The organism is Marinobacter sp. LV10R520-4 (assembly GCF_002563815.1).
GTDB lineage: Bacteria > Pseudomonadota > Gammaproteobacteria > Pseudomonadales > Oleiphilaceae > Marinobacter.
Map to the genome: position 1 here is coordinate 4039541 of NZ_PDJM01000001.1, position 13131 is coordinate 4052671.

Genomic DNA, 13131 nt, shown 5'->3' on the forward strand with positions numbered 1-13131 from the left:
AATGAATTTTGTTACAGTAACATTACGATAACCACCCTAATGTGACACAAACACTATGCCCCGTATCGGATATGCACGTGTTAGCAGTGCCAGCCAGGATCTAGATATTCAAATCAGAAAACTGACCGACGCAGGTTGCGAAGTCATTCGATCCGAAACGGTGTCTGGTGCTTCGCGCGATGGGCGCACCGAGCTGGAGACTGTGCTTGAGTTCTTACGCCGTGATGATGAACTCGTCGTTCATCGCCTTGACCGTCTTGGTCGTTCTACCCGTGACGTCCTTAATTTGGTTCATGAGCTGGATGCCCGGGGCGCTTCGTTGCGAATCCTTGAGCCAGACATTACGACGAAAGGTGCAATGGGTCGAATGATGATCACGGCCCTGGGCATGGTCGCGGACATGGAACTGACGTTTATAAAGGAGAGGCAACTTGCTGGCATTGAGGCTGCAAAGCGAAAAGGGATTTATAAGGGCCGTCCAAAAATGATCGACGAAGCCGAAATCTGCAAACGGATGGCGAACGGAAGCACGAAGGCCCAGATTGCCAGGGACATGGGTGTATCACGAATGACGGTTTACCGTGCCTTACAAACGTTGCCGTCCACTAAGGGTGAGTCAGCCTAAGGTTTCCAAATTTTTAATCCATCCAATTACTCTAAACGTTTTCGGGAAACGCCCTGTGCGGATTCGCATGCAGAGTGTTGTAGGGCTGGGGGTTAGATACCCTCGGCCACCCAATTAGCTGCATATTATTGTGAAATATTTGATACACAAGATTCTGTCCATTTTATTGAAAGAAGCTTAATGTAGCTATCAGCAGTATCCGGATTCGAAATAAACTCAGCCTTTTTTGATAAAAAGTCGCTTGCTTGTTTTTTGCTTCCGTATGATTCAAGAAATGTGTAAGCAAATCTAAATTTTTCGTCTACGCTTAATCCCGCTACCTTTTTTAAAGTAGAATTATGGACACTTAGGCATTCTAAAAATTTTTGCTTACCTTCATCTTTTTCTTGCGCCAAGGCTGAAGACCCAGAAAACAAAACAAGAACAGCTATCAAAACATTTACGTTCATATATCAGGAATCCTTCTTGGAACAGCTATCGCATAGCCAAACGGCGACCCGACAGGGGCGTCCGGTGGAGGCCGCAGACCGAAACGAACTTAATTGATTTGTTAGGCATTTTTCTCGCGAAGAAAGTTAGCGATCAGGTGCCATTTTTCTTCGTATTGCTCGTAATTTGGAATGTCTCTAAGATTTACTTTGCCCCAGTTTTCGCTTCGTGGAGCGGACTCCACGATAGCTACCGGAAAGACGAAATAATTCGGCGGCATAACTTCTTTTTTGCCATCCTTCGAACCCCGGTTGAGCAGCACCACAATAACAAAATCGCAGTTGAAATTTTTGATGGGAAACCCACCAGCCCCGGTTCGCCACCTACTTTTTACTTGAACCATCGCGGATCTATTTGACTCAGGATTTGTCGCGACCAAATCATAGCCAGGCATATTTGTATAAGTCTTGTAGGAAGCAATTTTGTGGAGCAAAAGCTGCCCCAGAACCAAAAACTCAGCTCCTTCTGCCTCCAGCCGTGTATCTAGTCTCGCCATTGCCAATCCTAGTTTTGATGCCTAACGCTTAGCTTTGCGGCGTCCGAAGCGCAGCGTAGGTGCGTCCACCAACAGCCACTTGTTAGGCGTAGTGCTCCCTGCGATGGCAGTTCGGACAAAGTGCGGTCGCGTTCTCTACCGTGTCCTCCCCGTTATCTGCGAGTCGCACCTTATGATGAACCTCAAGATACGGAGTACCATCTGAGCGACGATTGAAAGGAGCGGCTTGGTGGCAAAGCTCGCAGATTCCGTTGGCTCGGGACAACACCTCTGCAATAACGTCAGCGTTGCGTATGAACGCGGTAGTAGTCACCGGAACTCGGATCGGTTTAACGGGTGCTGCCTCAAGCCTTTTCTGGCGAGTTACTGTGGTGCCAGAAAGTGAATCTTGAACCTCCTCGGCGAAGCGCTGGTTTAGCTCGTCCAAGTCGCGAACGACGTTAGAGTGAGGGACTACAGTTTGTTTGGAATACTCAACGTCCGGTGCGATGGAGATTTCGCCAAAAAAACCACCCGACGCTCGCTGAACTGCGGTTCGTTGTCGGTGCTCCCAACCATGGACGCTAACATTTTGGGCTGCACTATGGACGTGCTCCATTTGGAATCGACGCGCAGGCCGTGGCGGTTTTCCTCGGGTATTGTCAAACTGTTGGTGCCCCGCGCTAGATAGAGAGTAAGTGTCGCCTTCCGCGTCGACGTCCAGGACCTTGAAAACACCATAAACGCGGTCATGAACGACCACTACTAAAAGGTGAACCGGAGGGTGATCGGGATGTCGATAATCGTATGACGAGCGTATAGGCTGCACGAAGGTGTACTCTTCCAAGGTACCACCCGCATCTAGAAGTTCTTTCACTGCCCTATCGGAGTGTCGGAGCAACATCACGTTTTCCAGCGCGACCTCATGCTCACCCGCGACGAATTCTGCCAATTTCACAAATTTCTCCAACTTAGTGCCTAAAAGTAGCTATACCGAATTCCACGATATTGTAGAAAAGTGCGTTCTCGATAATACCACTTTTCTGTTACGACACGTGGAGGAAAGTCTCATATTTAACAATAGCTTAGTCCAATTATTCCTGCATCGCCATGTAATCGCTTGGCTTCTTGATTCCTTGTTTAGCACCCTAACCGAACCGCTCACATGTTGCTCAGTAGAAAACATCATGCCTAGAAAATAAATATTTGTGCTCAGTTTAACTCCATCGGCTGCGCCAACCGTTGAACAGTAAGCGCCAATAAATCAGCACCTACATTCCTGCTCGCCGATTGCACACACTGACTTCCTCACCCATCCCATGAGAAATCAGCATGACCACAACCGAACGAGCACACGCCTGGCACGTCGCAAAGGCGGCATCGAGGCTGTTGAAGATCCGCACCTGGTCGGTGCCGTGGCGCTTGCGGTTCAGGTCCAGGGTCACCCTTGCCCCGTTGCGCCGGCGAAACTGGCAGCTCCAGACTCCAGGGGCGCAGGCACGATGTCCGCGACCATGAGGTTGCCGGCCTCAAACAACAGGCGTAGCTGGTCGAGTCGCATGATGGGGTTTTTGCTCCTGCAAATCTGGGATTTGAGCGGTAAAGGGTAGCGCAAAATCGGAAAATTGTCGGGGCGTGATCGTCCGGATGCGACAGTCGGTTTACCATAAGACCTGTTGTGCGCAACGGGTTCCTGACCGATCGGTGTCGATAGAGTTTGAGGCGTCGCCTAGAATCCGTCAAAACTCTCCCTGAGAAATCGCTTCCAAGAAAGTAATTAAAGACTGGCGCTGCATCTGGCTCAGCTCACGATTCAAGCAGTCTGCATTCATCCCAAATTCCGGTATGGTTACTGCTTTTCCTGTACATCGAGCAAAGATCAATTCTTCAAAGTAAGACGGAAAGTTGGACAGAACTCTGTCAGCATCAGTTGCTGATATCGTCCACATCTCACGGGAACTAACACCCATCATTTTTTCAATGATCGATTCAGAAACATAAGCGTCTTCCAAAAAATCTCGGACTTCTTTATCCATTCGGCGATGCCATTGCTCAACGTAGAATGGATCCGTCTCCTCATAAAACTCCGGATTATAATAAGGACGATGAAGCCCAATTTCGCCTGCGAAAACGCGATAAACGCTTGAAAGCGCAATCATTGAGCATGCGCTGTAGCATTTATTAAGAACGATAACCTTCCATTTTAATGTGCGGGCTAAGAAGCCTATACTCATTGCCTCCTCAAGGTTCCCACCATTTGATGGACCAAGCAGAAGAGTGGAAATGGGGAGCTGATCTTCGGAGAGGTTAAAAATGAGGTTGGTTAAAGTCTCAGTATCACCTTTTTCAATATCTCCTGAAATTACAAGTAATTTGGAGGTATCAATACCCTTATTGGGCGAAGCCATCCGAATATCAGCAGCAGACAAGAAAGAGGGAATAAGAGAGAAAATAACTATCGATAAGATAAATACGAAAATAAATTTAGTTTTCACTTTAGGTTTTCTCCGGCTGCTTAAAATCTATTATGCTTTAGATTAACCACCGCTAGTCAAAACGAATCAAAAAATTCTCTGAATTTGTTGACGATGATTTGTGCCATTGAGAAATTATATCAATTGCTTTTTGTATATTTTCTGCAGTTTCCTTAACAGCACAAACCCACTCTTCGAGTGGATTAATTAAAGCGAAATCAGAATTACCAATTTCTCCATAGCCTAATCTGCGCGAAGCGTAGACTTTACGAGTTTTAGACATTCGGTCACCATATATCATTTCTCGGATGACTAGCGCGCTATTATTACCGCAATTATTATAAGTCATGGCTGCAATTATAGGATCATATGACGATGACCCTAACCGCTCATAAGCTAATCTCGCTAACTCCTCCACCCCGTGGCCTTTTTTGGTTTGTCCTTTAAAAGTTTCATTACGATTAAATAGGTTAGACTCAATTCCTACATGTTTTAATGATATTTCTAACGATTGATAGAGCATAGTGACAAATATTGGGACAACCGCTGGCTCTGCTTCTAATAGCTTTCCATCACCTTCTATCATCTTTTCGGCCGTTATTGCGTAAGCAAGAGCCGCCTCTTCAAAGTCAAAAATATGTGCATCTTGCTGATTCATGATTAGTCCAAACCGTAAAAAACTGAGTTTTAAAAAATTTGACCAGATTTTGATCTAAAATGAAACTCTTATGATTACATCTATATTTGTGTGCACATTCGGCGACTATATCTTAAAAATCTAGCTATCTTTATTGCTAATACCAAAGGGTGGTGTGTTGATCTGGGTGTACCTCTGGAAAGATGCATTGAATGTAGTTCTGGAAACTTGAAAATGTTCAGCCACCTCTTTTTTCGTAATATCTGGATTGGACAACATGGCTGCTGCTTTTCTGATGTCAGAGTTTGACATGGATGGCTTGCGCCCCCCTTTTCGACCTCTTGCTCTGGCTGCCTGAAGTCCCGCTATCGTTCGTTCACGAATCAGGCTGTGCTCGAACTCGGCCAATGCACCGAAAATATGAAACACGAGCCGGCCACCGGAGCTGATTGTGTCGATAGCTTCTGTCAGAGATTTGAAACTGACCTGGCGATCATTGAGATCCTGGACTATCTCAACCAAGTCCTTGAGGGATCGAGCAAGCCTGTCCAGTTTCCAAACGACCAGGGTATCTCCCGTCTGAAGCGTACGAAGACATTGCGACAGTTCAGGTCGCTCACGCAACTTGCCCGTTATTTTTTCCTGGAAGATTTGTTCGCACCCGGATTTCTCCAAAGCATCCACTTGGAGCTCAGCGTTCTGGTCCTGAGTGCTGACACGTGCATAACCTACGATCATAAAAGGTACCTTTTCTGTTCATAGATTGTTGTACGTGATTGTTGAGCATTAAACAAACAACGAAAAATTGGTCTTTTTGAAACAGCGCTGGGAACGTCCAAAAAACGACCGTATGTTGAACGCCGTGGCGGTCGGATTCTGGCAGATAGCGGTCGGTCAACTTGTTGCATCGACCGGTTGAATCCGCCACCGAAAGCGGAATTACGCTGATTGCCAAAGCGGTCATTTAACGTGGAGTTGAGGTGCCCGCGCGGCTTTTCGCGCAGTGGTAGCCGTGGAGCGCAGTGTCATACGGCACCTTTCAAACTCGCCAACTGCTCAGCGAAAGTATCTTTGGGGCTACTCTAGGCAAGCCTGAAGCATCAACCAGCTACATTTGATCACGTCACTGCGGCTCACTGCTACTTCATGCCATCATGGAGCGCATGGCCCTCCATGGCGTCCTTGCCATGATCGGAGAGTTGAGCGTCGAACCACTTGTGCAATGCTGCCACGAGGCTCACATCCGATGTCGTATAAGTCAATTGGGCCCCGCCTTTTACCTCTTTGTAGTCGATTGCGATCTGCCCTGGCTTAGATGCTTTGAGATCGGCCAGGCCTGGCATGTCTTGCCCGTGGATATGGGACGGTCCGGAGAAGTCACCCTTTATGAATTGATCCCGAATCTCTTGCAGGTGTTGCCTGGTCATCTTGACTTGGCCTGCGTCCGTGGGCTTCTTAACCACGACTTGCTGAATGCCGCCCCTAACGTTTTTGGTGAAGATGTGGGTCGTTGCCGCAAGGCTGAACGGCATCACGTCCTTGCCTCGACCGGCTACTTCGGCTTGGCGCTGCGAATCGGCCATCATCTTCATGTGAGCGCCATGGTCCATTGTCGAGTGATCCATATTTTGGGCATGAAGGCTTCCTGCGAGAGCCGAGATAACGATTGTTGCGATGGCAGTTTTGAGCACGATATTTCTCCAATGTTGATGTTGGGCTGATCCTACGGTTAGATACTCTCCTGCGCATAGGATCCAAATCACATGAAAAAAGTCAGCGAAAGCTTAAATTGGCCGAGCCTCATTGCAACCCAACCGACAGCAGGGCTCATACCCGAGGCCCTACGGGAAGTCGCCAAGAGGGTGGACGCCATCGCTCGCGAAACGCTTTTTCGCATTGGTGATCCGGTTCGTCAGATCTATTTGGTGATCTCAGGCGAAGTCCGCCTGATTCGAATCGACCGTCGCGGCGGGGAAGTCATCCTGCAACGCTCGCGCGGCGGCTTCATCGCGGAAGCGAGCCTCGACAGCCGTTCCTACCACTGCGACGCCATCGCAGCCGAATCCACCACGATGCTCATGTTCACCGCTTCGGTTTTTCGGCAGGCCTTGGAAGATGACTTTGCTTTTTGCCGGGCCTGGCAAACGCAGTTAGCCAAGGAGGTGCGCAAGCTGAGAGCCCAATGCGAAAGGATGGCCCTTAACAGCGCAGCCGACCGCGTCAATCACTACATCGAGTCCGAGGGGTCTGTTGGCGTCGTCACCTTGAATCAGTCCCGCAAGTCGTGGGCTGCAGAACTCGGCCTTACCCACGAAGCCCTCTACCGAACTTTGAAGCGTATGCAAGATGACGGCGTTCTTGAGGTCGCGGGGAATCGTCTGTCTACAAGGGTTTGAACCCTCGCTCTGCGGACAAGCATTCCTTTGCCAAACTCCACCGCGCTGAACTCACCCGCGCCGGACTTCATAGCGATGCTAGTGTTGGCGCCCATAAAACGCTAGTCATATTTTGAGGCGCGGTGTCGCCTATTGTAAACACCGGTCTAAAAGCGCTGCTATTTGCCGAATATCCACACAGTCAGATTTTTCCTCAGATCGAAAATCCATAAAACATTGCACAATTCAGGCGGGTCATTCACGAGATTGGAAATAGATAAGCCAAGCAATATCGTTTTACTCGGGCTATAAAGATGTTGTCGGTGAGAAAGGTATGACGCCAAGAATGATTTGACAGTCCTAACTGACGCCATACCCCTCAAAATCGTGCAGGCGCACGACCCAATGATTGTTACACACTTTGGGATCAAATCCAGCCCTCATCGACCTTTAGCTGTCGATGCAAACTTCAAGTCGCCTATATCACTGCCTCCTTTGCCATGCACAAGTCATTATTTGTTCTCGTTGTGATCGCGGTCATCGTTATTGCACGGATGGGTGTTCTGAAAAAGCCCGTCGAGTATCCCTTGCTCGTGCCTCAAAAAAGTATCAAGAAAGTCGCGTTGGGTGCTTCAAAAATGCCGAGCGTCAACAGCGATTTCGTCAACAAAAAAAGCACAAAGTAACGCATCAGTCTTCCCAGATAATCACCCGTAATGATGTACTCAATGCGCAACGAAAAAGTCGTAAAAGGGTGATCCCGCCGCTAAAAAACAGCACCTTTATGGTCTGCCATCATTGTGGTGAGGTCTGTAGTCCCTTTTTACGACATGATTTTTTACGCGGGACGATCTTTAAAGAAGGACTGAGGTGTTAAACCATCTTACGGCAGCATTTAGATCCGACGCTTAGTGAATAAGGCAGGATTAATGACCATAAATAAAGACATGGAAGCAAAGATATTGCGCTATCACTTTGTGGAGAAATGGCGCACCGGCACCATTGCCACGCAATTAGGTATTCACCATAGCGTGGTTGACAGAGTGCTGTCCCAAGCGGGCTTGCCTAAAGTAGAACGCACTGAACGCACGTCTATTCTGACGCCCTATTTGCCCTTCATCATTCAAACCTTGGAGACTTACCCCACACTCACCGCCGTGCGCTTGTATGAAATGGCGAAGCAGCGCGGTTATCCTGGCGGGCCCAGTCAGTTTCGCCACCGTATTAGCGAGCTTAGGCCCCGTAAGCAGCCCGAAGCGTATTTACGCTTAAAGAGCTTACCCGGGGAGCAAGCACAGGTCGATTGGGGGCACTTCGGGCACATACAAATCGGCCAGGCAAAGCGCGCATTAATGGCGTATGTGATGGTGTTGAGTTGGTCAAGGCAGATATTTTTACAGTTTTATGTCAATCAGCAAACAGCCAGTTTTTTACGCGGGCAAGTGGCGGCGTTCGAGGCATTTAACGGCGTGCCCAAGGTCTGCCTTTTTGACAACATGAAAACGGCGGTGCTTGAGCGCAATGGCAGCGCTATTCGATTCCACCCTGCGCTGCTCGATTTATCCAGCCACTATCACTTCGAGCCTCGGGCCGCTGCGCCGGCCAGAGGCAATGAGAAGGGGCGAGTGGAAAGAGCCATTCGCTATATCCGCGATAACTTTTTTGCCGGTCGTCATTACTCATCGCTTGAAGATTTAAATGCGCAAGCGGATGAGTGGTGTAAAGGCACAAGCGCAGAGAGGCGCTGCCCTGAAGACCCTCAACTCAGCGTAGGAGAGGCCTTCTTGCAAGAGCAACCTGGCTTATTGGCACTGCCAGACAACCCCTTCGATACGCGTGAGCATGTGGTGGTGCGCGCACAAAAAACACCTTACGTCCGGTTTGATAGCAATGATTACTCGGTGCCTCATCAGCACGTCCAAACATCCTTAACCGTGAACGCCTGCCTAAAAGAGGTGCGTATTATTAGTGGCACGAATGTTATCGCGACTCATTTACGCAGTTTTAGCAAAGGCGAACAAATAGAAAACGAAGCGCACGTGAACGCTTTATGGCTGATGAAAACGAACGCCAAACAACATCGCGCACAAGATAGGCTGTGCCAAATATCCTCCCATGCACAGCCGTTACTGCAGCACATCATTGACCGAGGCCATGCGCTGAAAGGCGCCGTGAATCGCTTAAACCAATTACTGGATGATTATGGCGCCACTGAATTGCATCAGGCCATGGGCGAAGCCATCGAGAAAAACGCACCTTATGTAGAAGGCTGCGTAAACCGCTGAAGGTTGCCACCCATTCCACCTGAAGCCTGCCACCCGGACCGGCGCAAGGCTGCCACCCATCGGAGCGTAGCGACGCGGGGGTTTCATTGTTACTCCGAAGCCGTGGTGCCCGTCAACTTTGCTTGTCGTTTTCGCATGGATTCACCCCTGAGATTGATCTTGTAGGCGTTGTGAACCAGCCGATCCAGAATGGCATCCGCCAGAGTGGCGTCACCGATGACGTCATGCCATTCCTCGATAGGGAGTTGGCTGGTGGCGATGGTGGAACGACGGCCGTAACGGTCTTCCAGCACTTCCAGTAAGTCCCTCCGGTTCTCTGCGCTCAGTTTCATGAGCCCCCAATCGTCCAGGATCAGTACATCGACTTTGGCGAGATTTGCTAGCAGTTTGGGGTATTGGCCGTCTCCTTTGGCGATGGTCAGTTCTCGTAGCAGCCGGGTCAGGCGAACGTACTGTGCGGTGTAGCCTTCCCGGCAGGCTTTGTGCGCCAAGGCACAGGCCAGCCAGGTTTTGCCAACGCCGGTGGGGCCGGTGATGAGCACATTCAGGTGTTCCTTCACCCATTGGCAGCTTGCCAGGGATTGGATCAGTCCTTTATCCAGCCCCCGTGAGTTCCGGTAATCCAGGTCTTCGAGAACGGCGGTGTGTCGCAGTCCAGCCCGGCGCAGCCGGCTGGTCAGGCGTCGGTTATCTCGTTCGGTCATCTCCCGATCGACCAGCAGTCCAAGGCGTTCCTCGAAGCTCAGTTCCGTGATGTCAGGCGTGGCCGACTGATCAGCCAGTGCGGCGGCCATGCCGGTCAATTTGAGGGCATGGAGTTTGTCCAGAGTCGGATGTTTCAGCATGTCAGGTTTCCTCAGTGGTAGTAGGCCGGGCCGCGGATGTTGTCGTGGGTATCGGGTAAGGCCAGCTCTTGCTGTTCTTCCAGGGGCTGCTGGTCTAGGCGATGCTTGAGGATGGATTCAATGCTTTTGTAACGGCAACTACCCAGCATCAGGGCCCGCCGGCAGGCGGCTTCCAGTCGTGCCTCGCCGTAGCTCTTGCCCAGCCGGAGAATGCCTAGGCAGGAGCGGTAAGCCTGTTGCGGGTGTTTGCGGGCACCCAGGGCGGTACGGATAAGTTTTTCTGTGGCGGGTCCGGTCTTGGCCGCCCAGGCAATCAGCCGTTCCGGCGACCACTCACCCGCCTGCCGATGGGATTCGGGCATATGGGCGGCGATGGTGGTATGCCGCCCCTTCTGGTCAGAGCGACGGTGGCTGGCGATCCGGTTGCCCCGGTAAAAACACTCGATGATGTTGTGGGTGATTCGGACCTCCACCTCCTTCTTGATCAGGGTGTAGGGTACCGAGTAGTAATGCCCGTCAACGGCTATGTGGTAGTCGATGTTCACCCGAGCCTTCTTCCACTCTGCGTAGACATACGGCTCTGCCGGTAGCGGCTGTAGAGCGGGCTTGTCCAGTTGTTCGAAGTGGTCACGCCGGCAGCCGGGTAACTTCCGGAAGGGGCGGTTGTTGAGTTTCTCCAGCAGCTCACGGAGGGTTGCATTGAGCTGCCCGAGCGAGAAGTGCTGACGGTGGCGCAGCGCCGCCAGGATCCAGCGTTCGACGATCAGCACACCGCCTTCCACCTTGGCTTTATCACGTGGCTTTCGGACCCTCGTAGGGACTACGGCCACGCCGTAATGGGCGGCCATGTCCTGGTAGGTTGGGTTGAGGTCTGGTTCGTAGCGGTGAGCTTTGGTCACACCGGATTTTAGGTTATCGGGGATTACCAGTTCAGGCACTCCCATGAGGAATTCGAAGACCCGGATGTGGGAGCCAATCCAGTCCGGCAGCTTCTGGCTCCAGGTGGCTTCGGCGTAGGTGTAATTGGAAGCGCCCATAACCGCCACAAAGATCTGCGCCCCGTGGATCTCTCCGGTGGTGCGGTCAATGACGGGCACGGTCTGGCCGGCGTAGTCCACGAACAGCTTCTCACCCGCTCGATGATCCTGACGCATCACCAAGTCCAGCTTGCCCTGCCAGGCCCGGTAGTGTTCGCAGAACCAGCTGTACTGATACCCCTCTGGGTTTGCCTGCCGGTACTCCTGCCAGAGCAGGAACAGAGTGACGTATTTACCCTTCAGTTCCTCGTGGATCTGATGCCAGTCCGGTAGGCCCCGGACCTCGGCCGGCAGGTCTGGAGGGGGCGGGAACAACAGCTGCTCCAAGTGAGCCTCACCCAGATCCTCCGGCAATGGCCAGTTCAGACCGGCTTCGGCCAAACGCCGAAGATACTCGCTTACCGTGGGGCGGCTGACGCCGCAGGCCGCCGCAATCTGTCGATTACTTAGCCCTCGCTCCCATTTGAGGCGAAGGACTTCTTTGATCTTACGCATGGATAACCTCTTTGCTGGCATCTGATCTTCTCCGGATGAAAAGACTCAGAGTACCGTTAAGTTATCCCGCGTCGGGCGGTTTCGATGGGGTAAGTCAGGCAACCTGCCGGGGTGGCAGCTTTGCCGTGGAATCAGTGGCAGCTTTCGCGTGGAATGGGTGGCAGGCTTCGTCTGGAATCAGTGGCAACCTTGGTCTGGAATACGCAGAAGGCGTCGCACAGATCCTAGAATACCGCAGAGAAAGGCGTCAACAACCGCCACCCATTGCGGTGAGCGTGCCCAATAAAGTGAAGCAATACTGCGTCAAACCCGCCAACCTGACTCATTATGACGCGCTGAGCACGGTAGAAATGCAAGGAGATGATGACGATGAATGAACATGAGACCCTTAAAGCCCAGGCATCTGCCCTTAAACTGCATGGCTTGCTCAGCCACTGGAATGAATTAACGCCCGAGCAAACACCCTGGCTGGCAGAACTATTAGCGTGGGAAATAAGCGAGCGTAAACAGCGCTCACTTGAGCGCAGATTAAGCAGTGCCAAACTCGGTCGGTTTAAATCATTAACCGAATTCGACTGGCAATGGCCAGCAAAAATAGACCAACAAGCAGTGCACCGTGTCATGCAGCTCGACTTCATTCAGGACCCAAGCAACATCATCCTCATTGGCAGTAACGGTGTGGGCAAATCGACCATCGCGCAGAACGTAGGCTATCAGGCGGTTATGCAAGGACACACCGTTCTATTCACTTCTGCCGCCAACATGCTTAACGATTTAGCGGCGCAAGATGGTGATAACGCACTTCGACGACGATTAGCTCATTACAGCAAGACGACGTTACTCATCATCGATGAAGTGGGCTACCTGTCCTACAGCAATCGCCATGCCGACTTACTGTTTGAAATCATCAACCGCCGTTATGAGAAAAACGCGACCCTCATCACAACGAATCGGCCGTTTAGCGAATGGAATGACGTGTTCCCGAATGCAGCCTGCGTGGTATCGCTAGTCGACCGCTTGGTGCATCACAGCGAAGTGATTGCGATTGAAGGAGACTCTTATCGCATGAAAGAAGCACAAGAGCAGGCATTAGCACGGGGAAAAGTTAAAAGAGGAAAGACAAAATGAAAGTGCTGAAAATTACCACCCATTGGACAACAGAAGAAGCGGCATGTGTTCACGAAGCGCTCGACACGTTACAAACCGCTATCTGGGAAAGTTACGGCAAAGATATTACCGGAATGTACAGACATATTGCCAACGAACAAAAGGAAAAAAGCGAGCAGTCTAATGCCGGCATGGACTTCTAAGGACTAAGGCATCCAACTCAACGGCTATTGAAAAATGGCAATAAACGTCGTTTTATCGCCATTTTTAAACTGCGGCAAATAACA

At 50.8% G+C, this 13131-nt stretch carries 15 protein-coding genes; 6 read left to right on the forward strand and 9 right to left on the reverse strand.

What is annotated here, in order from left to right; all coding sequences use genetic code 11:
* Positions 1-55: 55 nt before the first annotated feature.
* Complete coding sequence (locus ATG98_RS19595; RefSeq protein WP_098418634.1) at positions 56-625, forward strand: recombinase family protein; 570 nt, start codon at positions 56-58, stop codon at positions 623-625.
* 125 nt (positions 626-750) lie between these two features.
* Here the strand turns inward: ATG98_RS19595 and ATG98_RS19600 are convergent, their stop codons facing one another.
* The 7 genes from ATG98_RS19600 to ATG98_RS19630 all read right to left on the reverse strand — a co-directional run bounded on the left by ATG98_RS19600 (position 751) and on the right by ATG98_RS19630 (position 6292).
* Complete coding sequence (locus tag ATG98_RS19600) at positions 751-1074, reverse strand: hypothetical protein (protein WP_098418635.1); 324 nt, start codon at positions 1072-1074, stop codon at positions 751-753.
* A 101-nt stretch (positions 1075-1175) separates the two neighbouring features.
* Complete coding sequence (locus ATG98_RS19605; protein ID WP_098418636.1) at positions 1176-1610, reverse strand: hypothetical protein; 435 nt, start codon at positions 1608-1610, stop codon at positions 1176-1178.
* Between the two features lie 82 nt (positions 1611-1692).
* Positions 1693-2547, reverse strand: a complete 855-nt coding sequence (locus ATG98_RS22615; RefSeq protein WP_228706216.1) for an HNH endonuclease — start codon at positions 2545-2547, stop codon at positions 1693-1695.
* Between the two features lie 781 nt (positions 2548-3328).
* Positions 3329-4084, reverse strand: coding sequence for a hypothetical protein (locus ATG98_RS19615; RefSeq protein ID WP_098424146.1), 756 nt, complete (start codon positions 4082-4084; stop codon positions 3329-3331).
* A gap of 52 nt (positions 4085-4136) precedes the next feature.
* A complete protein-coding gene (locus ATG98_RS19620) occupies positions 4137-4721 on the reverse strand; it encodes a hypothetical protein (RefSeq protein WP_098418641.1) in 585 nt (194 codons plus the stop codon).
* Positions 4722-4841: 120 nt separating this feature from the next.
* Complete coding sequence (locus ATG98_RS19625; RefSeq protein ID WP_098418642.1) at positions 4842-5438, reverse strand: recombinase family protein; 597 nt, start codon at positions 5436-5438, stop codon at positions 4842-4844.
* A 401-nt stretch (positions 5439-5839) separates the two neighbouring features.
* Positions 5840-6292, reverse strand: coding sequence for an aspartate carbamoyltransferase (locus ATG98_RS19630; RefSeq protein ID WP_228706217.1), 453 nt, complete (start codon positions 6290-6292; stop codon positions 5840-5842).
* Between the two features lie 171 nt (positions 6293-6463).
* On the opposite strand from ATG98_RS19630, the gene ATG98_RS19635 reads away from it, so the two are divergent.
* Together ATG98_RS19635 and istA (ATG98_RS19645) are read left to right on the forward strand one after the other, a co-directional pair.
* A complete protein-coding gene (locus tag ATG98_RS19635) occupies positions 6464-7096 on the forward strand; it encodes a Crp/Fnr family transcriptional regulator (protein ID WP_098418644.1) in 633 nt (210 codons plus the stop codon).
* 908 nt (positions 7097-8004) lie between these two features.
* Entirely contained in the window at positions 8005-9360 is a 1356-nt protein-coding gene (istA, locus tag ATG98_RS19645; RefSeq protein ID WP_228706218.1) for an IS21 family transposase, read from the forward strand.
* Positions 9361-9449: 89 nt separating this feature from the next.
* Here the strand turns inward: istA (ATG98_RS19645) and istB (ATG98_RS19650) are convergent, their stop codons facing one another.
* Together istB (ATG98_RS19650) and istA (ATG98_RS19655) are read right to left on the reverse strand one after the other, a co-directional pair.
* On the reverse strand, positions 9450-10205 hold the full coding sequence (gene istB, locus ATG98_RS19650; RefSeq protein ID WP_098419152.1) for an IS21-like element helper ATPase IstB: 756 nt from the start codon (positions 10203-10205) through the stop codon (positions 9450-9452).
* An 11-nt stretch (positions 10206-10216) separates the two neighbouring features.
* On the reverse strand, positions 10217-11758 hold the full coding sequence (istA, locus tag ATG98_RS19655; RefSeq protein ID WP_098424147.1) for an IS21 family transposase: 1542 nt from the start codon (positions 11756-11758) through the stop codon (positions 10217-10219).
* Here istA (ATG98_RS19655) and ATG98_RS21955 point away from each other — a divergent pair.
* The 3 genes from ATG98_RS21955 to ATG98_RS19670 are packed head-to-tail and all read left to right on the forward strand — an operon-like array spanning position 11749 to position 13047.
* Positions 11749-12114 carry a hypothetical protein gene (locus ATG98_RS21955; RefSeq protein WP_179888229.1) on the forward strand — a complete coding sequence of 122 codons (366 nt, stop codon included), beginning with the start codon at positions 11749-11751 and terminating at the stop codon, positions 12112-12114. The genes istA (ATG98_RS19655) and ATG98_RS21955 overlap by 10 nt on opposite strands.
* Positions 12107-12865, forward strand: coding sequence for an IS21-like element helper ATPase IstB (gene istB, locus ATG98_RS19665; protein ID WP_098424148.1), 759 nt, complete (start codon positions 12107-12109; stop codon positions 12863-12865). Before ATG98_RS21955 ends, istB (ATG98_RS19665) begins: the two co-directional genes overlap by 8 nt.
* Positions 12862-13047: a hypothetical protein gene (locus ATG98_RS19670; RefSeq protein WP_007348139.1), complete on the forward strand. Its 186-nt coding sequence runs from the start codon at positions 12862-12864 to the stop codon at positions 13045-13047. The genes istB (ATG98_RS19665) and ATG98_RS19670 overlap by 4 nt, the downstream gene beginning before the upstream one ends.
* Positions 13048-13131: the final 84 nt, after the last annotated feature.